Consider the following 23,164-nt stretch of genomic DNA (forward strand, 5'->3'; position numbering starts at 1 on the left):
TGAAGCTCTTTAGCAATCTCTTCATCCCTTTCTATTTGTTTTTTATACTTACGAAGCCCGTACAATCTACAGGAAAAAACATGAAGTATAGATACAATATCCTGTACAAGTTCTTCTTTCGGTGATAGTTCTTCATTGTTCACTATCACTATAGTTGTGTTGAACTTCATACAGAATTTTTCAAACCAGTCATACCCAAATCTGATAAATCTGTCTTTATGTGTAACTATGATGGTTTTAATTTTCTGTTCCATTACTTCGTCTAACAGCTGATTCCACTTTTTGCGGTTATAGTTTAAACCACTGCCATACTCTTCAATACATTGGTCTACAATCATTCCTCTGGCATTACAGAATTGACGTAAAAACGATACCTGATCCTGTAAATCATCCTTTTGATCTCTTGTAGAAACTCTTGCATAAATAACAACCTGTCGAGTATCATTCTCTGTATTTATGCCTTTGAATTGAAGATATTGGCTGTAAGTATAATAACGCCTGTCAGTTGGAGTTCGATTTGCTTTTAGCGTTCCTTCCCTGTCCCAACGCTGTAATGTTTTCACAGAGACACCTAATAATTCAGCAAAATCTTTTGGTTTATAATTAGTGATATTCGATGTGTTCATAGCAATACCTCCATGAGCACATTTTAACATATTTAATCACTAATATCAATATTATTGATCGCTTAAAAATCCTCCTTTTTGATAAAATCAGTGACAAAAAAGATATCGTTACTGAGAACAAAATGAACAGTAACGAGATATCCTGTCACTCGATATCATACAATAAAATCCAACAAAATACAAGGCGATTCCCCATTCCTGCCCTTTTGAAAAAATTTCCAGGTTACTGTTCACTACTGTTCACTCCGTTCACAGTAACGTAGCCAAAATTCCAGATTGCCTGCGGCAATGGAATTTTGGCTTGTATGTCTCGGGATTTTGGCATATTCATGCCAAAACACCTCGCGGGATAGTGATGTGTGAACAGTAACCTTGTTATAAAAAAATTATGGGCAGTCATGCATTGTGCTGACTGCCCGGTTTTATTTACATTTTCAGATCGTCGAATTTTAATCGGATGATCACCAGGGTGATCGCCATAAGAACGATTCCTGCAGGAAGTGCGATCCATGCTGTCTGTACAAATCCTGCGATAATATAAGTCAGGAAAGATACTGCTGCTGCAACCATTGCATAGGGAAGCTGTGTGCTGACATGATTTACATGTTCACACTGTGCACCTGCTGATGCCATGATGGTTGTATCGGAAATCGGTGAACAGTGATCTCCACATACAGCACCTGCCATACATGCAGAAATAGAGATGATCATCAGTTCATGATTTGTTCCTGAGAATACATTAACAACAATCGGGATCAGGATACCAAAGGTTCCCCATGAAGTACCTGTCGCAAATGCGATAACAGCCCCGATCACAAAGATAATTGCAGGAAGGAAATTCATCAGCCCGCCTGCAGAGCTTTTAACAATTGCAGATACAAATACAGATGCACCAAGGCTGTCTGTCATGGCCTTCAATGTCCAGGCAAAAGTAAGGATCAGGATCGCAGGTACCATTGCCTTGAATCCGTCCGGAATACACGCCATACAGTCTCTGAAATTCATAACACGACGTATCAGATATAAAACAATCGTGATAACCAGTCCGAAGAAGCTTCCAAGCACCAGTCCCACAGATGCATCACTCTGTGAAAATGCAGTTACAAAATCAGTTCCGCTAAAGAAACCACCTGTATAGATCATACCGATTACGCAGCATATTACAAGGCTTATGATCGGGATCAGAAGATCGATCACCTTGCCACGCGGATTACTTTTCTCATCTTCAGACGCGTTTGCATAAGGACGTGCAGGTGTTGTGTAGATATCGCCTTTTAAAGCATTTGTCTCATGAACACCCATTGGTCCGAATTCTACTTTCATAAGAACCATTGCCACCATCATGAAGATCGTAAGCAGTGCGTAGAAGTTATAGGGAATTGCATGTACAAACAGAGTAATTCCATCCTCTCCTTCTACAAATCCGCTGACTGCCGCAGCCCATGAAGAAATCGGTGCAATGATACATACCGGTGCTGCTGTGGCATCGATCAGGTACGCCAGCTTTGCGCGGGACACATTGTGCTTATCTGTCACAGGACGCATAACGCTTCCTACTGTCAGACAGTTAAAATAATCGTCAATAAAGATCAGTACACCAAGAATGATGGTTGAGAGTTCCGCACCAACTCTGCTTTTAATCCTCTTACCGGCCCAGCGTCCGAATGCTGCGGAACCGCCTGCCCTGTTCATCAGACATACCATGGTTCCCAGAATAACAAGGAAGATCAGGATACCCATATTATAAGAATCTGTCAGAACGCTGATCATTCCGCCTTCAAAAATATGAAGGATTGTTCCTTCGAAATTAAAATTAGAGTAAAACAGTGCACCAACCAGTATTCCTACAAACAGTGAACTGTATACTTCTTTGGTGATCAGTGCCAGTGCAATGGCAACAAGCGGCGGAACCAACGACCAGAATGTGCCGTAAAATTTCGCAGATGCAGCCACCTCTTCCTCTGCTGCAAGTACAGTCAGCGGACTTGCCAGTATCAGCAGCATCAGTGCTGAAAGGCAGAACGAAAGTCTTTTTATGTTACTTTTCATTTCTTTTCTCCTTCTCTTGTAAGATATATGATATTTCGATCATAGCACGCCTCTTAATTAATGCATTTGAAACAGCTTGGCAGAATTTCACGCTCTGATGAGCCGGATCAATATGCATTATTTACGAGGATTGCTATAATCAAATCTGTAAATGTAGCAAGATTCCGTCTGTGCGATCAGTTCACAACCACACTCTGTCAGAAAATCATGGTCAACCAGCCCGATCTGTGTTACTACGAAATCTGTCTTTGATTTCTTCAACGCAGCCTGAAACCCTTCTTTATCTTCATAGATATGATAATCGATCACATCCAGCAATGCTTTCTGTCTTTTATAGAAACTGCTGTTCTCATCATAGTTTCCCGCCACTGTACTGCCTGATCTGTAGATACTTGCATTTCTGCTTATTACAGTGGCGATCCCCGCATCATACTGTCGCACAATGCTGTTAAGACTGCCGTCAAAAACAACCCTTGGAAAATCATTCTCCTGGTTCTGGTGGATCACGTCGCAGACTGCACGCAGATCATTGGGCACCTTATAAATATTCTCTGCCATTGCAAAATTGGTCACTACCCCGTCCAGCGGATTTCCCAGGATCACAAAACCTGTCAGCGCAGCTGCAGCCATAAGAACTTTTATCCAGGTCTTTCTAAAAGCGGTCACAAGTCTGACTCCATAGTAGGCAACCGCCGGGATCACAGGAAGAATCCAGATAAACCGGTAATATTCATTCTCAAACTTCGCCTTTGCAATAAGATATTTTACAACTAGCGGATTATATACTGTCAGCAGCAGAAATACTGTATAGCCGATAAATATCCCGGACTTTCTTTTTCTCCCCAGGACCAGTGTGCAGATCAGTCCTACAGCAAACAGAAGAGGATACCAGCAGGAACCCCAGTACAGCTTCATACATGCATCAACAAAGCGCAGTCCCAGTTCCTGAATTGTTACACCTGCCATTTTTTTCTCCTTTCTGTATTATGATGCAGCCAGCGTCAGCAGACCAATTCTGCATGCAAAAAATACAGCTGCATATAATGCCGACGGAAGCATACACACTGCACAATATACCAGCCCTGAAAATCTCTTATTCATAACTGCCGCCGGAGCCATTCCCGCTGCGATCACGATAGGAAAGATGATAGCAGAACCGGAAAATGTCAGCGCACTGACCGCTGTGACAAACAATATGATCCAGACATTCCTGCTGTTTTTCTCCTGCAGATACCAGACGGCACACATGAGAACTGCAGGGATGGCAATGTTGGCAAGGATGGCTTTTCCCTCGTAGCTTCTGGTAAAGAAAAAAGTTCCGGAGGAATAAATCGTACCGCAAAACAGCTGTAAAACACAGACAAAGACAAGCATCAGATCTGCTTTCTTCCTGTTTCCGTCAAACAGTCTCTTACCGATCTGATAAATGATCAGATTGGCAGTCACTACATTCATACATGACATTACCTGCTTTGCCTGCACAATGGGATGGATTCCCAGAAGTCTGCACCACACTGCATTATGCATCGGATATGCGGAAAAAACATATCTGGCCTGAAATGCCTTCTGGATCGCTCCGTTAAAGGGATTATATCTGCCAAGAGTATCTGTGTATACAGAAGCACTCACTGTACCTACATAATACGCCGCATCTACTGTTGTATCCTCGTAAAAGATCACAATCAGACACTGCAGCAATACTACGGCACCTGCAAGGATAATCATCACAGAGTGATTTTTCCATATTTCAGAAATGCTTCCAAAAATCCCACTACATGTTTCCATTTGTCCGGCACGTATTCTCCGTTGTTTTTTTATTGTGCAGATCACAGCTGCGCAGATAACCAGAGCCATAATTCCTGCCCATATATAAGCCGCAGCTGTCAGAGATACCCATTTCAGTGTCATCGGTACGATCACCAGTTCAAACACTGCAAAGTAAACCAGATATCCCAGTATGAAAGTCAGGGAACAATCCCCTTTTACTTTCAATATCCGGACCAGAACAATGCCTGTTGCATAAAAAACTATAAACTCCAGGGCAAAACCTGCACAGGCAAGGCATAATTCTCTCATTCTTCCACCTTTGTCCCTGACCGGATGGATTCGCGGTTTTTCAAAATCTCCATGGCAATCTTCTCAGGAGTCATCGGAAGCTCTGTCAGACGCACACCTGTTGCATTATAAATTGCCTCAGCCAGTGCCGGACATGGAGTATCAATTACAAGCTCACCAATGGATTTGGCACCAAAAGGACCGCTCTTTTCGTAACTGCACTCGAAATCCACGCGGATATTTCCGATATCCTGTCTGGTTGGGATCTTATACTGCATAAAAGAGTTGTTGCGGATCTTACCTTTATCTGTATATTGTACATCTTCCCAGAGAGCCATGCCAATTCCCTGTGCAATACCGCCCTCCGTCTGTACACGTGCAAGATTCGGATTGATCGGTGTACCGCAGTCAACAACCGCCACATAATCCAGAACATCCACACTGCCTGTCTCTGTATCCACCTCTACTTCTGCCATACCTACCATAAACGGCGGCGGCGAGATCGGTGAAGAATGCTGTTTCACAACCTGAAGCTCGATATTGTTAAAGAAAGTGCTCTTTAATGCAATATCTTCCAATGAAACTTTCTTCTGGGCATTTTCAGAACTGATGGCATCCATATCAACACTATAGCCCTCTTCTGCATCTGTCATATGACCTGCTGCATTTCCCTCTGCCCCATCGCTTATCTCAAGTGTCTCATCATAGAATACACAGGAACCGTCAAAATCAACTTTTCTCTCATCTACTTCCATCATCTCTGCGCCAAGCTTACAGATTTTTTTCTTCAGCTCCTCACAGGCCTTCATAACCGCTACACCGGTGGTATAGGTTGTAGCGGAAGCATAGGAACCGGAATCATAAGGAGAAATATCCGTATCCACACTGAATACTACTATGTTATCCATAGGCGTATTCAGGCAGTCAGCCGCAATCTGCGCCATAACGGTATCACAGCCTGTTCCCATATCCGTACATCCAAGTGCCAGTGTATAAGAACCATCTTCATTCAGCTTAATATCTGCGCCGCCTACGTCAACTCCTGCAATAGAGGATCCCTGCATAGCCATGGCAACACCGACTCCGCGGACCTTGCCATTTCCCATATCCCTGCATGGATATTTGGAATCCCAGTCCATCATCTCTTTGGCGCGCGCCATACAGCGGTCCATGGAACAGCTCTGTGCATAAGGAACATCCGGATATCCCGGAAGAGGACCGCCCTCTACAGGCATATTCATTTCTTTTACCTTAACAGGATCCATTCCCATCTTATGTGCCAGCTCATTTACTGCAGATTCCACTGCAAAAATACCCTGGGTTGCACCATAACCACGATAGGCACCTGCAGCCTGCACATTTGTATAGACAACATCAAAAGCAAACCTGTAGGCTTCTGTATGTCTGTAAAGAGCGATTGATTTATGACCGCTGAGTCCTACTGTTGTAGAACTGTGTTCTCCGTATGCCCCAGTGTTGGACAAAGTATAAAGATCAATTGCCTTGATGATACCATTTTCATCTGCACCTGCGCGTACTGTGATCTCCATCTCATGGCGCGGTGAAGAGCAGATCATGGACTCATATCTGGAGAAGATCATCTTGGACGGGCGGCCTGTTTTCCAGGTCACGATCGCCGGATAGATCTCACTGACAGAGGTCTGCTTTGCACCAAAGCCGCCACCGATCCTTGGCTTGATCACACGTACTTTGGAAGCAGGAATGTCCAGTGCCCTTCCAACGATCCTTCGCACATGGAATGGGATCTGTGTTGAGGACAGAACGATCAGTCTGCCGAAATGATCCATATAGCAGGCTGTGCGGAAAGTCTCCATCATAGTCTGCTGGTTTGCTCTTGTATGATAAGTGCGCTCTACAGTATATTTACACTTTGCCAGAACTTCATCTACATTTCCATGTTCTTCCACTGCGGATGCACATAAGTTTCTTTTGTTGTCTCCGCCAAGAGGAATTTTCAGCTTCCAGTCATCCTCCGGATGGACCAGGATCGGATTATCTTTTGCCTTGTGGATATCCAGAACCGGTGTCTCCACGCGGTAATCTACGCGGATTCTCTTCAATGCTTTATCTACCGCCTCTTCTGTCTCACCCGCAACAATGGCAACTGCATCTCCCACAAAACGTACATGACGGTCAAGGATCAGTCTGTCATCCGGACTCATCTCCGGTGCAGTCTGGCCGGCAAGGGTAAAACGTTTCTGAGGCACATCTTTATAGGTAAGGATACATGCAATTCCGGCCACCTTCTCGGCAGTACCTGTTTTAATATCTTCCACCCAGGCGTTGGCGTGGGGACTTCTCAGTATCTTCACGATCAGGCAGTCCCTTGGTGCCAGATCATCTGTATAGACAGGCTTTCCGGTTACCAGTGACATTGCATCTGTTTTACGTACAGGTTGATTTACATATTTCATCTTTATGCTTCCTCCTGTGCTTTCTTATATTTCAGGAACTTCAGGATACTCCTTGTCTGGGAAACAAAACCGGAACATCTGCACAGATTTCCCGCAAGATATTCTTTGATCTGCTCCTCTGTGGGATCTTTGATCTCGTTGAGCATCGCAAATACATTCATGATAAATCCCGGATTGCAGAAACCGCACTGTTCCGCACCTTCATTCGCCAGAAAGCTTCCAAACTCCTGCGCTTCTCTCTGCATTCCTTCCAATGTAACGATTTTCTTTCCCTCAATGCGTGCTGCAAGTGTACTGCAGGAAAGCACCGGACGACCGTCCATAAGAACTGTGCAAAGACCACAGTTCGCAGTTTCGCAGCCTCTTTTCACGCTGAAACAGCCCTGTTTTCTTAAGAAATCGATCAGCAGTGTATCCGGGGAGATCTCTGCGTGGCGGTTCACTCCGTTAAGCCAGAAATTAATATTCATTTTTCATCCCTCCTACTGCTTCCCAGGCTCTTCTTGTCAATACTTTTACAAGAAGGGTTCTGTATTCCTTTGATCCTCGCATATTGCCTGCAGTAGGAACGTTCTCTGCCGCATATTCTGCAAAGGCTTCGATCGCCTCTTCCTTCTGCTTTTTTGTCATGTTCCGGAAATTCTTCAGGATCTGCTTCTTATCTTCCACGATCATGGCACGTGCAGGTCTGGCACCTATCACAGTCCTTGCCTCATTTCCGATCACAGAAGCTGCACAGGTCAGCACCGGGAAATCTGTTTTTATGTTTCTCTGACTTAAGTAACAGGTAAGAAGTGGCTCTTTTCGCACGATGATATTTACAAGGATGTCATTGTCCTTCTTCATATTTACAAATTCAGTCAGTGGAATACGGCCTGCATCATATAATTCTACCCATGTATCCATTCCCAGGAACATGGTCAGAACATCTGAGAAACCATATCTTCCATAAATGCTTCCTCCCACAGTGGCACAGTTTCTGAACTGTACGCCTACAATGTGGCAAAGGCTTTCTTTCATAGCTCCATGTGTGTAGGTATTCAGAGCTTCATTTGTCTCCAGGTCATGAAGCGGAGTCATACATCCGATGACAAATTCGTCATCATTCTCCGAAATCGCATCCATCCCCAGACCGGAAAGATCAATCGCTGTGGATATTGCTCTGTTGCCCATTTTCATCCAGACCATTCCCCCAAGAATACGGGCTGTTTTCTTCTGGTTCAGTTCATAAGCTTCCGCCAGACTGTTTACCTTTACATAGCTTTTGATTTTCAGCATTATGTATCGTATCCCTTTCTTACATACTTTTCATATCTCTTGTAATATTTTGACTCGGATCTGTCGTCAGACAGCCAATTTAATATAATACCATAGCTTAAAGAAAAAATCTATAAATATCCTCTATTTCATAAATAAATTTTTGTTACTGTTCACTCCGTTCTCAGTAACGTAGCCAAAATTCATTCCAGATTGCCTGCGGCAATGGAATTTTGGCTTGTATGTCTCGGCAGTAATCCTGGTCAGGCGGACAATATCATCCGCTTTGCTGCTTGCTGTAAATATTACTCTAATTCTAGCATATGACAGCCAAAAGTGTCTATTGATAAAACTATCCAAAAAAACACTTTTCAAAATATTATCGGATTAACTGTATCATTTGTTTCATTGCGAATCGTTTTTGTGCACTGTACCTAAATATTTTCGTAATATATTTGGTTTTTTATATATTTTACTGGATTTTTTCAAGTATCAATGTTATAATGTTCACAAATAAAAGACTTATCACTGTTAATTGCAGATAACAGGTACAATTTGCGAATATCCGCCTGAATCTATATCGTTCAATAACAGAGATGTCATAAAGGAGGGTTTGATTATGAGTAAACGCGTGATTACAATAAACAGGATGCTCGGCAGTAATGGCCGCCTGATTGGTAAAGCTCTGGCAGAAGAGCTTGGATTTGCTTTTTATGACAAAGAGCTGATCGATATTGCAGCTCAGAAAGAGAATATTCCTTTTGATTTGCTTGCCAAGGTTGATGAGAAACGTGGCAGCCAGTGGCGTTTTCCCATTGACCATGAACTTCAAATGGACAGCGATTTTCACTTTGTTCCCATGAATGATGTGCTCTTTGATCTTCAGCGAAAAATTATTCTGGATGCTGCTGAGAAAGAAGATTGTGTGATCGTTGGCCGATGCGCCAATCACATCCTCGACAATAAATGCCTGAGCGTATTTATCCATGCACCATTTGAGTATCGTGTACAGACTGTCATCGAGCGTACGGGACGGGAAGAAAAAAGTGCACAGAAGCTGGTTAAGAAAGTGGATAAAGAACGGCGTACTTATTATGAGTACTTTACAGATAAGAAATGGAAAGATATTTCCCAGTATCATCTGGCATTTGACAGCAGTAAATTTGAGCAGGATAAAATTATACAGATGATAAAGATGGCATTGTAAAATCAAACAGGGTTCCAGATTCAAAAGTCTTATCATGCAGGCACGAACGACTTTTTGAACCTAGTACATCGTTTCGTAAATAACTATACCAATCGCGTAGGATGCGGATTCGAGTGTGCTGGTATAAAAACGCAGGCGTAGCGGGCTACGCTGAGGCTTTTAGACCTGTGCAATCGGATTCGCAGACAAGTGAGTGGTATAGTTATTTCGAAAACGATGTACTAGAGCGTGTCTGAAAAATCATTCCCGCAATCTGCACGCCCCATTTTGCGGGATATTTCACCCGAATTCAGTTGCCGTAGCCCACTACGGCGCCCTCATCCGGGCAAAATATCCCACAAATTGTGACGCACATCCTGCAGAAAGCCTTTTTCAGACACGCTCTAGGACCCTGATATCATATTATTTATTTTCTCCCAGAATATACTGCTTCAGGAAATCATAAATCTGATTCTCTGTTGGAGGACATCCCTTTACGTTATGTTCAAATTTACAGGTGCATGCACCTACACCCAGTTTTCCTGTTTTTCCGCGGTATCCCTGGCCGATGCAGATTTTCGTGTCCAGTTTCTCGAAAAGGCCGTCATTTTTAAGCATTTCCAGAGCCGGGATGAGATAACCATAGCAGGCACTGCAGGATTCTACTTCTTCTACTGCATCCTGAAGTTCTACCACTTTTCTTGATTTCGGAAGTTCTTTGCGGGCATTTTCCTCACAGTATATGATGCGGGAATTTTTCAGATCAGTACTTCCAACCCCAAGCTTCTCTGCCAGTTCAATATACGGTACATCTTTCGTTGTATAATGCATGATCTGACATACATAAGAATCGATCAGTACCGGATCCGTCCCCGCCCAGATACGGTTCATCACTACCGGATTTCCGCCATCCTCGAAATCCAGATCTCCGCAAATGTTATCAACCACGACAAAATCCTGATGGAGCCCCGCATTCAGATGTGCAATCGGTTCATGCAGTCCCATCGCATGAAAATGACGCTTCTCTGTATTGGGGATCAATCCTTTCATATTTTTCAATGCACATGTGATCTTTGTCTGACAATGGCCTTTCAATACCGGAACATTGATCAGAAAATCGATATTTGCCGCACGTTCACAGACATTCAGTTTCATCCCCCTGCAATCTCTTTCAATCCCCTTGTCTTTCTGCATATCCCAAAAAGGCACCTGATATTTTTCCGTTAGTTCACGATATCCGCACACTTCGTATGCTTCTGTGGTCTTATCTCCCACCCAGGAGCCTTCCAGAATGGCAATATTTCCATATCCGTTTTCCTGCAGATACTCAATAATTCCCGCCACAATTTCCGGATGTGTGGTAGCTCCCCATGAAGCCTCGGAAGGTGATACAAGATTAGGCTTGATACCAATCTGCATCTTTTTGTCTGAAATTACAGACGCCAGGCCGCACTGTGCCAGCAGTTCCTTTGTCATTTCTTTGTAATTGGTTCCGCTCTTTATATAGATTTCATTTTTGTTCATTACAAGATTATCCTTTACACTTTACATTCGAATATTTTCTGCTGATTTTTGCATATCTTTTTGTATTTCCCCCGGAAGTTTTCTTCTGAACCGGTCAGCTTTTCTGAGGTGAAAATGTTCTCCGCATCAGCCTGCATGCCACTGTACTTGTGAGCAATGCCACCAGAAATCCTGCCAGAACATCCCCCGGATAATGTACGCCCAGATAGAGTCTGGAAAAAGCAATCATTCCGGCCAGAACAACAGGCAAAATTCCCCATTTCCCGGGCAGCATCCGCAGACAGACCAGTGCAACGGCAAAGGAAGCGCAGGTATGGCCGGATGGAAATGAATAGTCTTTCGGTCTGATGATCAGCGGAATGATCTGTGTATAAGTATCAAAAGGTCTTGGACGGGCTACTGCATTTTTTATCAGCAGATTTGTGATCAGAAACCCTGACAGCAGCGAGAGTGCCGCTGTCACTCCTGTTTTGCGTGTTTTCCCGAAACAGATCAGAAGCACACATAATACGATCCAGAACCATCCTCCGTTTCCAAGGAAGGTGACTGCTCTCCAGAACGGAGTCAGGGCATCCACCCTTAAATGTTCCTGAATCCACAGTAAAATATTCATATCTAATTGCTGTAATGTCGCCATAAACTTCTCCCATTATATTTTTTATCAGTCACAGTATGTATTCCTCTCAAAATACATACGAATTATATCAGTCCGACTTCTTTTGTGCAAGGTATTATAAGCAAAGTTGATTTGTTTAAGGACTCAAAAGTCAAAATAACGTAGAAATCAGTCAAAATACCGATAGCGTTTTTCTGCCGGAAGGATTATGCTGAAAGCAGACTAATAAAACTGCCTGATTGGGCAAATACTTATTACGGGGGTAAATATGATAAACACATTATCGGCCGGTAAGGATAATTTTTACCGGCAGATGCTTAAACTGACGATTCCGATCATTATCCAGAATCTGCTCAGTGCAGCGGTTAACTCCGCAGATGTAATTATGCTTAATTATGTGGGACAGTCTGCGATTTCTGCGGTGTCTCTGGCTGCCAATTACTCCAATATCCTGTTTATGGTATATTATGGACTTGGTACAGGCGCCTCTCTTCTGTGTGCGCAGTATTTCGGAAAAAATAATATGCAGGCTATTCATGCGATCGAGGGAATTGCTCTCCGCTTTTCCATCATAATCTCGGGAATCGTAGCACTGATCGCATTTACTGCTCCTCAGCTTATGATGAAGATTTTTACTTCTGATCAGGAACTGATCTCTATCGGTTCTTCTTATCTTAGGATTATGGGAATTACATATCTCTGCTGGGGAATTACAGAGATTTATCTGGCGATTTTGCGCAGTATCGGACGTGTAACGATCAGTATGGCATTGAATATGCTGGCTTTTATATTGAATATTATCCTGAATGCCACTTTTATCTTCGGGCTTTTCGGCGCACCGAAGCTGGGTGCTACAGGTGTTGCCATTGCAACTGCTGCTTCCAGACTGATCGAACTGGCAGCATGCGTGATCGTTTCTTTCCTGAGCAAAGATGTTAAATTGAACCTGACCTTTATGTTTATCCGCAGTAAGGTGCTGTTTGGCGACTTCGTCCGGCTGTCACTTCCCGCTCTTGGAAATGACATTTCCTGGAGTGTTGCTTTCTCCATGTACTCTGTGATCCTGGGACATCTCGGAACAGATGCCGTTGCAGCCAACTCTCTGGTTACGGTTGTCCGCAATATCGGTTCTGTGTTCTGCTTTGCAATTGCCAGTGCGGGAACGATTCTTCTTGGAAATGTAATGGGAAAAGGGGATCTGGAGAAATCGAAGGTGTATGCTTCCAGAATGCTGAAGATGACCATTATAGCCGGTGCCATTGGCGGTGTGATCGTATTTGCCATCACGCCTCTGGTCCTGAGATTTGCATCCTTAAGTGACGGGGCAATGCATTATTTGAAGTACATGCTGCTTATCAATACCTATTATATTATGGGTTCTGCGGTAAACACAGCCCTGATCGCCGGGGTATTCCGCGCAGGCGGTGATACGAAGTTCGGACTGATCTGCGATACCATTGATATGTGGGTATATGCGGTACCTCTGGGATTTTTTGCGGCCTTTGTCCTGAAGCTTCCGGTATTGTGGGTCTACTTCCTGCTCTGTACAGATGAGTTTGTGAAATGGCCATGGGTATTCCATCATTACCGCCAAGGGAAATGGGCACAGAATATTACAAGGGATGATCTGTTTGAGCAGAAAGCTTCCTGAGATATCATCCATATCCGCCGCAGTGTGGTTCTATAATAAATAAGCAAAACAGCAGGTCTGTTCATTCTATGAACAATCCTGCTGTTTTTATGTCTGCAGATTTTCTTTCCAGATCCCTGCAGACATCCATTTTCGGTTTATAAAAAACGCTTACAGATTATAATGTATTCAGGTCGATTCTGTAATCGTCAGAGCCCTGTCCGTCTACTGTGTAGTAAGCGGCTTTCTGCTCAACATTTACATAAACGCTGATTTCTTTTCCTTCGATGCCTTTGTCTTTGATGTCTTTTTTGATTGCTTCCTCGATGGAGCTCATTGTAACTGCAAAACCAGGTAATTCGATAGTTGTTTCTGCGAATTTTTTGATGTCGATATTTTTAGCCACTTCTTTTACTGCTTTCTTTACAGTTTCTTTTGCTTCTTCTACAACCGGAGCCTTCGCAATATCAGCTGCAGCGTCTTTTGCTTCTTCAATTACTTCTGAAGCCTTTACAGTTGTTTTCTCAACTGTCTCTTTGACTGCTTCTGTAGCCTTTGTTGTTGCTTCTTTAATAGTTTCCTTTGCTCTTGAAGTTGTTCTTTTTCTCATAATAATCTCCTATTCCAACTGATTGGTCTAGAGCGTGTCGCTCTAACAGTTTCCTGTGTAACCGTACCACAAATTCCAGACAATGTCAAATTTTTATCAAATTTTGTCCTACTCGACATTTTTTAAGGCTTCATCCATAGGAACCTTCTTCACTCTCCGAAATTCCAGCAAAGCAACGATTCCGTATGTAATGATTCCTGCTGCAAACATCTGCACATAGATCATCGGGTCGATCCAGAGCGTGATCCATCCGGAAATACTGGACAGCATCATCTCCCGGAACAGAACTTTCATGATTACTGTTTCCAGCGGCAGACTCAAAAGCAGACAGAACACCACCACCAAAGACGTGGACATAATATATAGCTTGCTGATCTCGCCATTTGTATAGCCCAGGATTTTTACCATTGAAATAGACTGGGCATTTTTTTCGATAATGATCTTGGAAAGAAGATAGATCAGTACCATATAGATCATAATGGCAAATCCGTTTACCATACCCATCATACTTCCCATGGATACATCCAGCTGTCTGGAGATCTTTGTCAGTGCATCAAGGTCAACTACAGATCCTATATACTGGCTCTTGATATCTGTAAGCTCTGTATTTGAGAAATACCCACTGTAATAATCCTCTCCCAGATCAAAAATATCATTCAGTTCACTGCGGGGCATAAACACACACAAGGCAGCCGTATAATCATAAACTCCTGCTATTTTAAACGAATATTTCTCTTTTTCGTATTTTTCTTTCAGAGTGATGGTATCCCCCACATGAAGCAGGAATTTATCCGCATATGCGCTCGAAATATAAACTGCTGCACTTTCTTTTTCTGCATTTGCCGTATTCTTGTTATCTGCTTTTTCTTTATTCCCCGCTTCATCTTTTTTATCTTTTGTATTATTAAAATCTATCGTTACATACCTGCTGTCCGGTTCGATCCCGTAAAGCAGTACTTCCTCACTCTTATATTTTCCTGGCAGTGTATTCAGGGAATAAGCAGAAAATTCCTCTGCATCTTCATTGTCTGTTCTGGAATCCATATAAAACTCCAGCAGAGAGATCAGACCGTCAAATTTATTTCCACTTACTGCGCTGACCGGAACCTGAAGCATATACTGGTATTTTGCCAGCATATTGTTCTGGATTTCCACCTGGTAATGGGACAGTGCCGAAGGAAGCAGCAATCCGAACATCAGCAGCAGATTTGCAAACAGGATTCCAATAAACAGAACCATATAATTACTCATATTCTGAAAAATCACCCGAAGCCGGAATCTGGAAAAGATTTTCATCTTCGGACTCAGATAAATTGCCCTCTTCTGCTTTCTTCCCGACAGATCCCTGCGCAGGAATTTTAACGGTGACAGCTTCAGCTTATGTCTGAGCACTCCGTAATTTACCACCAGCATAATAACTACCGGAACCAGAGTTGTAAGCCCAAATGCCTCCCCATTCCATACGGTCACATAAGTCGGAAGACTATAGCTTCCATAATACATATCTGCACATACATCCTTTAATACAGTATATCCAAGGATATTTCCGATCAGTGCACCCACAAAAGTAACCAACACCGGAAGTATCATATAGTGAAGAATCAGTTCCTGTCTGGTATATCCGGACGCACGTAAGGTACCGATAACACCGGCTTCTTTCCGTATCGTATTGCTGATGGTAATTCCGAATACAAAGGCCATGATTACCATAATAATATAAAGAAGCATGATCATCATGGCCTTGTCTCCACCCATATCATCCCTGTAAAAGTAATGGCCTGATTCAGATACCGGGGTACAAAAGCCTCCAGTGTGACAATCTTTCCCATATCCTCCATCAGATCCTCGGAAACTTCTTTCTCTTCCTTTTCTGTCTTCGGTTTTTCGTCATAGATCCAGGAATAATTGTACTGCAGTTTTTCCTGATCCAAAGAATCAAACTCCTCCTCAGTCACAACAGAAACCCCAAATTTCACAGCATCAAACATGGAATCGTTGTTATTCTGAAACAGGCAGCTGTAGTCGGAAAGTGCCACCAGGCCGGTAATCTTCCAGGTTCTTTTTCCGCTCCGGAGCGTATCTCCCACAGACAGATTGTTGTTGTCTGCATACATTCTGTCAATGGCAATCTCTCCTGTCCCGGCAGGCAGCTCTCCCTTCATCAGGCAGACCTTGTCCACCTGCTGCCTGTTTTTAAAAAAACGCATGGTGCTTCCATTATCCAGAGGTTCCTCCACATAATAATTATCATACAGCTTCACACCCAGCGCCTCTATTTCTTCTCTCTGGGTTTTGTGGACTTGCTCTGCTGTGCGAAAGTTTCCGTCTTCTATGTTGTACTTCTCAAAACCTTCATTGTAAGCAATAAGCATACTGTTATCTGCAACCAGAAAGCCTGACACAAATCCAATGGATGCAACCATCAGGATAAATACAACCAGATACTTGCCCAGTTCTCCCTTCAGTTCTCTGGGCAGACGTTTGCGTAAAGGATTTTTCATCATATGCCTCCTTACCAGTCAAGCTCTGCTGCCGGGATCTTATGCTCATTGAGGTAATTTTTGCGGATCATCCCATCGCGAAGCTTCACCACCCGGTCAGCCATATCTTTGATGGCATCGTTATGCGTTACCATGACGATGGTGTTGCCGTATTTCTGGTTTACCGTCTCGATCAGCTTCAGGATTTCCTTGGAGGTATTATAATCCAGGGCTCCTGTAGGCTCATCGCAAAGAAGAATATCCGGATTCTTTACAATGGCTCTGCCAATGGCAGTCCTTTGCTGCTGACCACCGGAAAGCTGATTGGGAAGCTTTCTTTGGTGCTCATAGATTCCCAGCGTATGGAGCAGTTCATCTACATCCAGAGGCTTATCACTGAGATAGGCTCCCACCTCTATATTCTCCCGCACTGTAAGATTGGGGATCAGATTATACATCTGAAAAATATATCCCAGATGCTTACGCCTGTACAAAGACAGATTCTTCTCCGACATATCTGCCAGACGCTCCCCGTCTATGACCAGATTTCCCTCGTCTGCACTGTCAATCCCACCGATAATATTCAGAAGCGTAGACTTACCGGAACCAGACGGACCCAGAAGCACACAAAACTCTCCTCTCTCAATGTCAAGATCCAGCCCTTTCAGCACATCCACCCGGCTGTCCCCTGCACCAAAAGACTTCTGAATTCCCTGTATCTGCAAAAACATTTTTTCATTCCTCCCTCATATCCACTTCCTGTGGAGCAAATTTCTTTAATTCTTTAATATAATAACACTGCTGTTTTACAATATTGTTATACTTTGCTAACTTTAGGTTAGTATAAACTTACTCCATTGTCAACTGATTTTCGTAGTTTTGTAAAATTTTATGGATATGTTCGTTACTGTTCACTCCGTTCACAGTAACGTAGCCAAAATTCATTCCAGATTGCCTGCGGCAATGGAATTTTGGCTCGTATGTCTCGGAATAAGCTCTTTTACCAAAGATAAATTTTGAATATCAAAATATATTGACTTTTCTTTTTTACCTTGTTATATTTTTTCTGAAGAAACTGCTGTCCGGCAGTCTGCAAAGCAGCAGGCTGCCCCCAGGAAAGGAATTATCCATGAACACTCTCAGAAAAATATATTGCAGGGCTTTTCAGAAAGCTTTTCACATTGCAATTCCCTTTTTACCTTACAGAAAACCCAAAATCGCAGGAAGCGTCAAAGAACTCCCTGAAATCATCATGCGCCACAAATGTACTCATGTACTGATCATTACAGATGGCGGTATCATGAAGCTTGGACTTACCAGAAGACTGGAAAAAGCTTTAAAGGAGGCCGGTATCCCCTATACCATTTATGACAAAACAGTTGCCAACCCAACTACTGTCAATGTCCGCGAAGCCCTGGAGCTTTACCATAAGGAAGGCTGTGATGCCATCATCGGTTTCGGCGGCGGTTCCAGCATGGACTGTGCCAAGGCAGTCGGTGCCTGTGCGGTCAAACCCAATCAGTCTCTGGCTCAGATGAAGGGAATCCTGAAGGTGCATAAGAAGCTTCCCCTTCTCATGGCAGTTCCAACCACTGCCGGAACAGGAAGTGAGACCACTCTCGCCGCTGTGATCACAGATGCAGACACCAGATATAAATACGCCATCAACGATTTCCCGCTGATTCCCCGCTATGCAGTGCTGGATCCCAAGGTTACCTTAAGCCTGCCCCCATTTATCACCGCAACTACAGGTATGGATGCCCTGACTCATGCAGTGGAGGCATACATTGGCAATTCCACCACCATTGATACACGCAGGGATGCATTAAAAGCGATAAAACTGATTTTTGAAAATATAGACATTGCCTATGAGCATGGCGATAATATTCAGGCAAGACGAAATATGCTCCACGCCTCCTTCTACGCAGGCTGTGCTTTTACCAAATCCTATGTAGGATATGTTCATGCAGTCGCTCACTCTCTGGGTGGACAGTACAACGTTCCCCATGGACTTGCCAATGCCATTCTGCTGCCGCTGGTACTTCGGGAATATGGCTCCTGCATTGACAAAAAGCTCCACAGACTTGCCATTGCAGCAGGACTTGCAGACAAAAATACGCCGGACCATGAAGCAGCAGAGCTTTTTATCCGGGCAATTGAAGAGATGAAAGAGCGATTGGGAATCGTAAATATTGTAAAAGAAATTCAGGAAACAGATATCCTCAAGCTTGCCCATTATGCAGATAAAGAGGCCAATCCTCTGTATCCTGTGCCGAAGCTTATGGATGCCTCCGAACTGGAGAAATTTTATTACATGCTGATGTCTCTGACTTCCAAGGAAAATACCTCAGAAGCTGAGAAGTAACTGTTAATATTCTTCTATCCTGCAAAGCGTTTTTTATAAAAATATCAAAATACAGGAACCTGCAGACTCTCAATAGTTACCTGATATCTATATTATATAAGGAAATAATGTATTATGACAGAAACAGAAATTAAAGAAATCGTTCAGAAACAACGCAGCTATTTTTACACAGGTGTCACTTTACCGGTAGAAAAAAGGCTGGATGCCTTAAAAAAATTAAAGACCTGTATTCAGAAATATGAACCACTGATCAATGAAGCACTGAAACGTGACCTTGGAAAAAGTAACTTTGAATCCTATATGTGTGAAGTGGGACTTGTGCTCTCAGAACTCAGCTACATGATCCGCCATACACCTTCCTATGCAAAAGAAAAAACAGTACTGACTCCCCTTGCCCAGTTCGCTTCCAGAAGCTATAAGAAGCCATCTCCTTATGGTGTTGTCCTGGTTATGAGCCCATGGAATTATCCTTTCCTGCTCACCATTGATCCGCTGATCGATGCGATTGCAGCCGGAAATACAGTTGTACTGAAACCAAGTGCCTACTCTCCTCACACCAGCCGGGTGATTGAAACCATTATCACCGAATGTTTTGATCCCCAGTATGTGGCTGTGGTAAACGGCGGACGTGCGGAAAATAACACTCTTCTCAATGAACATTTTGACTATATTTTCTTTACAGGAAGCCAGCATGTTGGCAGGGAAGTAATGGCAAAAGCATCTGTACATCTCACCCCGGTTACCCTGGAGCTGGGCGGTAAAAGCCCCTGCATTGTAGAGAAAAGTGCCAACCTGAAACTTGCAGCCAGAAGAATTGTATTTGGAAAATATCTCAACTGTGGTCAGACCTGTGTAGCACCTGATTATATTTACTGCGACAGAGAAATCAAGGATGAACTGATCCGACAGATCCAGAAACAGATCAGGAAACAGTTTGGTTCCACACCTCTGAATAATAAGAATTATGGGAAAATTATTAATGAAAAGCACTTTACTCGTATCTGCAATCTGATCGATCCCAGCAAGGTAGTCTGCGGCGGTGACAACAATCCGGGAGCTCTTCAGATCGCTCCTACTGTTATGGATAATGTAACCTTCGGGGATGCAGTAATGCAGGAGGAAATCTTCGGTCCTGTGCTTCCTGTGCTGGCCTATGATTCCCTGGATGAGGCCATCGAAAAGGTCAACTCCATGGCACATCCTCTGGCACTATATATCTTCACCTCCGACAAAGAAGCTGCGGAAAAAGTTACTTCCCACTGTGGATTCGGAGGCGGATGTGTCAATGACACCATCATCCACCTGGCAACCAGTGAGATGGGATTTGGCGGCTTTGGTGAAAGCGGAATGGGTTCTTACCATGGCAAAGACGGTTTTCATACCTTCTCCCACTATAAGAGTATTGTAGACAAAAAAACATGGCTAGATCTGCCAATGAGATACCAACCATATAGAAAAATTTATGAAAAATTATTGAGGAAGTTCCTGAAATAAGGAACTTTCTCAGGATTGATTCCCCTTATCAGCTCTGCTGACCAGTTGATTACGAATTTCCTGCATCCGGTTATCCAACTGAGCACTCTGGGTGGCACACGCCAGAAGCTCCTCCTGCAATTGCTGTGCCTGATCTGCCGGGATATCTTTTTTATAGCGAAGCTTATGTTCCAGACTTGCCCAGAAATCCATGGCAATAGTTCGAAACTGGACTTCCACATTTACCATTTTTTTGTTTTTCTGCAGAAAGATAGGCACCTGCACGATCAGATGCAGGCTTCTGTAACCACTGGGTTTTGGATTTTTTATATAATCTTTTTTCTCGATCAGTACAATATCATCCTGACGCAGAAAGCTGTCTGCCAGCTCATAGATATCCTCCGGAAAAGAACAGATTACCCGGACACCTGCGATATCCTTGATATTTTCTTCTATAGCAGTTAAAGACATGGGAATATTTTTTCTGCGTATTTTCCGCACAATGCTGTCATAAGATTTAATTCTGGTTTTAATACCTTCGATAGGATTTTTATCATATTCCAGGGAATACTCCTGATTCAGCACTCTGAATTTTGTCTCAATCTCCATGACAGCACACTGATAGTAAGACATCAGCAGATCAAAGGGCCTTTTATTTTTCTGGATCATTTCCAGAAATTCTTCAGACAGCAGACTCCTGCGGATCAGCTCGTCCTTTCTGGCTTCTATACGGTTTTTTCGTTCCGACATAATTTCTTCAAAATTTTTCAAATGTTCCTCCCCCTCTTACGGTTTTGTATAATTACTATAGCAATCCTCGTAAATAGTGCATTTAATAGGCTCGCTATAAACTGTCCACTTTTTTCAGCAGCAATAAATCAAAGACTATTATAACACAATTCCCGCAAAGAGTAACCATTCTCGTTACTGTTTATTCCATTCTCGGTAACGTCCCAGTAACGCAACCAGTAAACCAGCCAGTAAACAATAACCCATTCTTCTTTTCTTCGCAAAACACTTGTTCTTTATCATCAAACATGGTATTCTTATTTTGCTGCAGACTGTTATCGTAATTCAGGAAAATACCGTAACACCAGCCATTTCATTACTTACAGTATTTTCCTGAATTTCTATAAATGGTATGTTGCAGATATAATATATTGCAAATATGCACTACATCTATAGCAATCCTCTTAAATGTATCATTTACGAGGACTGCTATACAATTTTATATAATACAGGAGACTCAACACATGGATGGATATGAATTTGAATATCAATGTGCAAAGATACTAAAGCGAAAGCATTTTTCTAAAATAAAAGTAACCCAAAGCTCCGGAGACCAGGGAATCGATATCATTGCTTTCAAACATCGAAAAAAATACGGGATACAATGTAAATATTACACCCATCCTGTTGGAAATAAAGCCGTTCAGGAAGCCTATGCAGGTGCAAACTTCTACGACTGCGATAAAGCTGTTGTAATGACAAATATAACCTTTACAAAGTCAGCAACCCAGCTTGCACAGAAACTGGATGTTGAACTATGGCCTGACTGCCCTGTTACACCCTTTTACAGTTTACCATTTAAAATCATGAGTTTATTAAATGCAGTGCTTTTTCTTTACGCAGTGCTCGCATTTCTCTCCCTGAAACCTGAATTTGATTTTATTCATCTTCCCTTTGTTCCTGATACCCTGACGCTGATCATCATTCTTACAGCTTCTATTTCCGGTATCTTCGGCTGGAGTTTTTTTCTGTGTAATCTCATCGCTGCAGGCACATACCTTTATCTTGCATTTCATACACTCATTCTGCCGATATATGCAGAAACAGGCAGCTGCACAAATATACACATGCTTTCCCTGATTCCGGCAGGCGTATATCTGCTTCATGCAGGATGGATAAAAATTAGGAAATAACAGTCTTATGAATAACTATTATGATGCTCAGCTTTCTGATTTGCCAAAAAGCATCCCTGCTCGTGAGAACAAAGCACTCCTACTGCCTGTAAATAGGCATAGATGACCGTTGTCCCCACGAACTTCATACCACGTTTTTTCAAATCTTTTGATATACAATCAGACTTTTCAGAAATCCTTCGTCCGGATGCTCCGGTATTTCAAAGAATACATCTATTTTTCCAGGTTCTGCGGAACGGTCTTCAAAGGCAGGGAAAATAAAGCCGCATTTTGGAGTTCCGGCATTGTAATCTTTATCTACCGGAGCCACCACACAGATCAGGAAACTGTATATTTCTTCTGACTCCCACTGTTCGCTGTGGTCTGAGCCTTTCTTGGGAATATCATATATTCCATGATAAATATAAATTCCAAACTCCTGTCCCTGCAGACGGTTTGTTCTATTTGATGAATCTCTTGTACTGCAGATTCCCTCCGCAAGCTGTTCACAGAGAGTCTGAACCAGAAGATCATCTTTTAATCCGTATTGTGATAATGCCATCAGTAGTTTATGGATGCTGTCATATGCCATATCCCCTTCAGGGAATTTATAACATTTTAACTGTTCATTTGTTTTGGAAAAAGGAATGGTTTTCGCAAGATCCAGATTTACCTGCTGATCATGTTTGCTCATATTTTTGAAGCTTACATTGAAGGTATTATCTATGTATCCCTCATCATCTATATATGCTCCTGCTGCACGCACAAAGCAGTTTCTGGATAATGTCATCCTGCGGGTTAATTCCAGCATATCATTTCGGTTGATCTTTGTATCTTTTTTATTCATCAAAATGGTTCCATCCTCTCCAAAAAGCTTTTCTTTTATGGTCAGTATATCATACGTGACATGCTCTCGCCACTTAAATCTTACAGATTTTGAAGTGGGAGCTTCCTGCT

The 23,164-nt window shown here is 42.8% G+C and carries 18 protein-coding genes and 4 pseudogenes; 6 read left to right on the forward strand and 16 right to left on the reverse strand.

The window, feature by feature from the left end:
* The 7 genes from LJE09_RS14430 to LJE09_RS14460 all read right to left on the reverse strand — a co-directional run.
* Positions 1 to 611: IS607 family transposase (locus LJE09_RS14430; RefSeq protein WP_227311487.1), on the reverse strand; the 611-nt coding region annotated here is incomplete at its 3' end.
* 441 nt (positions 612 to 1,052) lie between these two features.
* The gene (locus LJE09_RS14435) at positions 1,053 to 2,630 is read right to left on the reverse strand and encodes a Na+/H+ antiporter NhaC family protein (protein WP_390388391.1); all 1,578 of its coding nucleotides are present in this window, start codon (positions 2,628 to 2,630) and stop codon (positions 1,053 to 1,055) included.
* Positions 2,631 to 2,792: 162 nt separating this feature from the next.
* Positions 2,793 to 3,641, reverse strand: a complete 849-nt coding sequence (locus LJE09_RS14440; RefSeq protein WP_118613578.1) for a hypothetical protein — start codon at positions 3,639 to 3,641, stop codon at positions 2,793 to 2,795.
* Between the two features lie 18 nt (positions 3,642 to 3,659).
* On the reverse strand, positions 3,660 to 4,751 hold the full coding sequence (locus tag LJE09_RS14445) for a DUF6077 domain-containing protein (protein ID WP_227311486.1): 1,092 nt from the start codon (positions 4,749 to 4,751) through the stop codon (positions 3,660 to 3,662).
* Positions 4,748 to 7,165, reverse strand: coding sequence for a xanthine dehydrogenase family protein molybdopterin-binding subunit (locus LJE09_RS14450; protein ID WP_118613574.1), 2,418 nt, complete (start codon positions 7,163 to 7,165; stop codon positions 4,748 to 4,750). Before LJE09_RS14450 ends, LJE09_RS14445 begins: the two co-directional genes overlap by 4 nt.
* 2 nt (positions 7,166 to 7,167) lie before the next feature.
* On the reverse strand, positions 7,168 to 7,635 hold the full coding sequence (locus tag LJE09_RS14455) for a (2Fe-2S)-binding protein (protein WP_008703339.1): 468 nt from the start codon (positions 7,633 to 7,635) through the stop codon (positions 7,168 to 7,170).
* Positions 7,625 to 8,443, reverse strand: coding sequence for an FAD binding domain-containing protein (locus tag LJE09_RS14460; RefSeq protein ID WP_025578234.1), 819 nt, complete (start codon positions 8,441 to 8,443; stop codon positions 7,625 to 7,627). Before LJE09_RS14460 ends, LJE09_RS14455 begins: the two co-directional genes overlap by 11 nt.
* 598 nt (positions 8,444 to 9,041) lie before the next feature.
* Here LJE09_RS14460 and LJE09_RS14465 point away from each other — a divergent pair.
* Positions 9,042 to 9,629, forward strand: coding sequence for a cytidylate kinase-like family protein (locus LJE09_RS14465; RefSeq protein WP_020993942.1), 588 nt, complete (start codon positions 9,042 to 9,044; stop codon positions 9,627 to 9,629).
* Positions 9,630 to 9,831: 202 nt separating this feature from the next.
* On the opposite strand, the pseudogene LJE09_RS18895 reads toward LJE09_RS14465, so the two are convergent.
* Positions 9,832 to 9,984: pseudogene (locus LJE09_RS18895) on the reverse strand (DUF6783 domain-containing protein).
* Here LJE09_RS18895 and LJE09_RS18900 point away from each other — a divergent pair.
* Positions 9,922 to 10,074 (forward strand): annotated as a pseudogene (locus LJE09_RS18900) (DUF6783 domain-containing protein); the annotation flags it as partial. The pseudogenes LJE09_RS18895 and LJE09_RS18900 overlap by 63 nt on opposite strands.
* Here the strand turns inward: LJE09_RS18900 and LJE09_RS14470 are convergent.
* Together LJE09_RS14470 and LJE09_RS14475 are read right to left on the reverse strand one after the other, a co-directional pair.
* The gene (locus LJE09_RS14470) at positions 10,032 to 11,132 is read right to left on the reverse strand and encodes a DUF362 domain-containing protein (RefSeq protein ID WP_161275809.1); all 1,101 of its coding nucleotides are present in this window, start codon (positions 11,130 to 11,132) and stop codon (positions 10,032 to 10,034) included. The pseudogene LJE09_RS18900 and the gene LJE09_RS14470 overlap by 43 nt on opposite strands.
* A gap of 94 nt (positions 11,133 to 11,226) precedes the next feature.
* Positions 11,227 to 11,769, reverse strand: coding sequence for a phosphatase PAP2 family protein (locus LJE09_RS14475; RefSeq protein ID WP_173701877.1), 543 nt, complete (start codon positions 11,767 to 11,769; stop codon positions 11,227 to 11,229).
* A gap of 247 nt (positions 11,770 to 12,016) precedes the next feature.
* Here LJE09_RS14475 and LJE09_RS14480 point away from each other — a divergent pair, with 247 nt between their 5' ends.
* Positions 12,017 to 13,399 carry an MATE family efflux transporter gene (locus tag LJE09_RS14480; RefSeq protein WP_173703713.1) on the forward strand — a complete coding sequence of 461 codons (1,383 nt, stop codon included), beginning with the start codon at positions 12,017 to 12,019 and terminating at the stop codon, positions 13,397 to 13,399.
* Positions 13,400 to 13,556: 157 nt separating this feature from the next.
* On the opposite strand, the gene LJE09_RS14485 is transcribed toward LJE09_RS14480, so the two are convergent.
* From LJE09_RS14485 to LJE09_RS14495, 3 genes and pseudogenes are all read right to left on the reverse strand, one after another.
* Complete coding sequence (locus LJE09_RS14485) at positions 13,557 to 13,988, reverse strand: DUF6465 family protein (RefSeq protein ID WP_008703348.1); 432 nt, start codon at positions 13,986 to 13,988, stop codon at positions 13,557 to 13,559.
* A gap of 108 nt (positions 13,989 to 14,096) precedes the next feature.
* Positions 14,097 to 16,489 (reverse strand): annotated as a pseudogene (locus tag LJE09_RS14490) (ABC transporter permease).
* A gap of 11 nt (positions 16,490 to 16,500) precedes the next feature.
* Entirely contained in the window at positions 16,501 to 17,199 is a 699-nt protein-coding gene (locus tag LJE09_RS14495) for an ABC transporter ATP-binding protein (protein WP_008703350.1), read from the reverse strand.
* A gap of 398 nt (positions 17,200 to 17,597) precedes the next feature.
* Here LJE09_RS14495 and LJE09_RS14500 point away from each other — a divergent pair, with 398 nt between their 5' ends.
* Both LJE09_RS14500 and LJE09_RS14505 read left to right on the forward strand, forming a co-directional pair.
* Positions 17,598 to 18,833 carry an iron-containing alcohol dehydrogenase gene (locus tag LJE09_RS14500; protein ID WP_118633276.1) on the forward strand — a complete coding sequence of 412 codons (1,236 nt, stop codon included), beginning with the start codon at positions 17,598 to 17,600 and terminating at the stop codon, positions 18,831 to 18,833.
* A gap of 114 nt (positions 18,834 to 18,947) precedes the next feature.
* Positions 18,948 to 20,327, forward strand: a complete 1,380-nt coding sequence (locus LJE09_RS14505) for an aldehyde dehydrogenase (protein ID WP_173703767.1) — start codon at positions 18,948 to 18,950, stop codon at positions 20,325 to 20,327.
* Between the two features lie 9 nt (positions 20,328 to 20,336).
* On the opposite strand, the gene LJE09_RS14510 is transcribed toward LJE09_RS14505, so the two are convergent.
* The gene (locus LJE09_RS14510; protein WP_025578246.1) at positions 20,337 to 21,056 is read right to left on the reverse strand and encodes a GTP pyrophosphokinase; all 720 of its coding nucleotides are present in this window, start codon (positions 21,054 to 21,056) and stop codon (positions 20,337 to 20,339) included.
* Positions 21,057 to 21,559: 503 nt separating this feature from the next.
* On the opposite strand from LJE09_RS14510, the gene LJE09_RS14515 reads away from it, so the two are divergent.
* Positions 21,560 to 22,228 (forward strand): restriction endonuclease, encoded by a 669-nt coding sequence (locus LJE09_RS14515; protein ID WP_173703768.1) that lies wholly within the window; start codon positions 21,560 to 21,562, stop codon positions 22,226 to 22,228.
* 5 nt (positions 22,229 to 22,233) lie between these two features.
* Here the strand turns inward: LJE09_RS14515 and LJE09_RS14520 are convergent.
* Positions 22,234 to 22,416 (reverse strand): annotated as a pseudogene (locus tag LJE09_RS14520) (DNA-3-methyladenine glycosylase I); the annotation flags it as partial.
* Complete coding sequence (locus tag LJE09_RS14525; RefSeq protein ID WP_118574628.1) at positions 22,368 to 23,054, reverse strand: DUF4317 family protein; 687 nt, start codon at positions 23,052 to 23,054, stop codon at positions 22,368 to 22,370. The pseudogene LJE09_RS14520 and the gene LJE09_RS14525, both read right to left, overlap by 49 nt.
* Positions 23,055 to 23,164 lie beyond the last annotated feature (110 nt).

The organism is Blautia sp. DFI.3.45 (genome assembly GCF_020593505.1).
GTDB lineage: Bacteria > Bacillota > Clostridia > Lachnospirales > Lachnospiraceae > Blautia_A > Blautia_A wexlerae.

Bases quoted from the DNA above. Each gene is read 5' to 3' on its own strand.
- LJE09_RS14445 (WP_227311486.1), bottom strand. From the start codon at position 4,751: ATGAGAGAATTATGCCTTGCCTGTGCAGGTTTTGCCCTGGAGTTTATA.
- LJE09_RS14465 (WP_020993942.1), top strand. From the start codon at position 9,042: ATGAGTAAACGCGTGATTACAATAAACAGGATGCTCGGCAGTAATGGC.
- LJE09_RS14455 (WP_008703339.1), bottom strand. From the start codon at position 7,635: ATGAATATTAATTTCTGGCTTAACGGAGTGAACCGCCACGCAGAGATC.
- LJE09_RS14500 (WP_118633276.1), top strand. From the start codon at position 17,598: ATGAACACTCTCAGAAAAATATATTGCAGGGCTTTTCAGAAAGCTTTT.
- LJE09_RS14440 (WP_118613578.1), bottom strand. From the start codon at position 3,641: ATGGCAGGTGTAACAATTCAGGAACTGGGACTGCGCTTTGTTGATGCA.
- LJE09_RS14460 (WP_025578234.1), bottom strand. From the start codon at position 8,443: ATGCTGAAAATCAAAAGCTATGTAAAGGTAAACAGTCTGGCGGAAGCT.
- LJE09_RS14475 (WP_173701877.1), bottom strand. From the start codon at position 11,769: ATGGCGACATTACAGCAATTAGATATGAATATTTTACTGTGGATTCAG.
- LJE09_RS14505 (WP_173703767.1), top strand. From the start codon at position 18,948: ATGACAGAAACAGAAATTAAAGAAATCGTTCAGAAACAACGCAGCTAT.
- LJE09_RS14450 (WP_118613574.1), bottom strand. From the start codon at position 7,165: ATGAAATATGTAAATCAACCTGTACGTAAAACAGATGCAATGTCACTG.
- LJE09_RS14480 (WP_173703713.1), top strand. From the start codon at position 12,017: ATGATAAACACATTATCGGCCGGTAAGGATAATTTTTACCGGCAGATG.
- LJE09_RS14470 (WP_161275809.1), bottom strand. From the start codon at position 11,132: ATGAACAAAAATGAAATCTATATAAAGAGCGGAACCAATTACAAAGAA.
- LJE09_RS14525 (WP_118574628.1), bottom strand. From the start codon at position 23,054: ATGAATAAAAAAGATACAAAGATCAACCGAAATGATATGCTGGAATTA.
- LJE09_RS14435 (WP_390388391.1), bottom strand. From the start codon at position 2,630: ATGCTGCTGATACTGGCAAGTCCGCTGACTGTACTTGCAGCAGAGGAA.
- LJE09_RS14510 (WP_025578246.1), bottom strand. From the start codon at position 21,056: ATGTCGGAACGAAAAAACCGTATAGAAGCCAGAAAGGACGAGCTGATC.
- LJE09_RS14515 (WP_173703768.1), top strand. From the start codon at position 21,560: ATGGATGGATATGAATTTGAATATCAATGTGCAAAGATACTAAAGCGA.
- LJE09_RS14495 (WP_008703350.1), bottom strand. From the start codon at position 17,199: ATGTTTTTGCAGATACAGGGAATTCAGAAGTCTTTTGGTGCAGGGGAC.
- LJE09_RS14485 (WP_008703348.1), bottom strand. From the start codon at position 13,988: ATGAGAAAAAGAACAACTTCAAGAGCAAAGGAAACTATTAAAGAAGCA.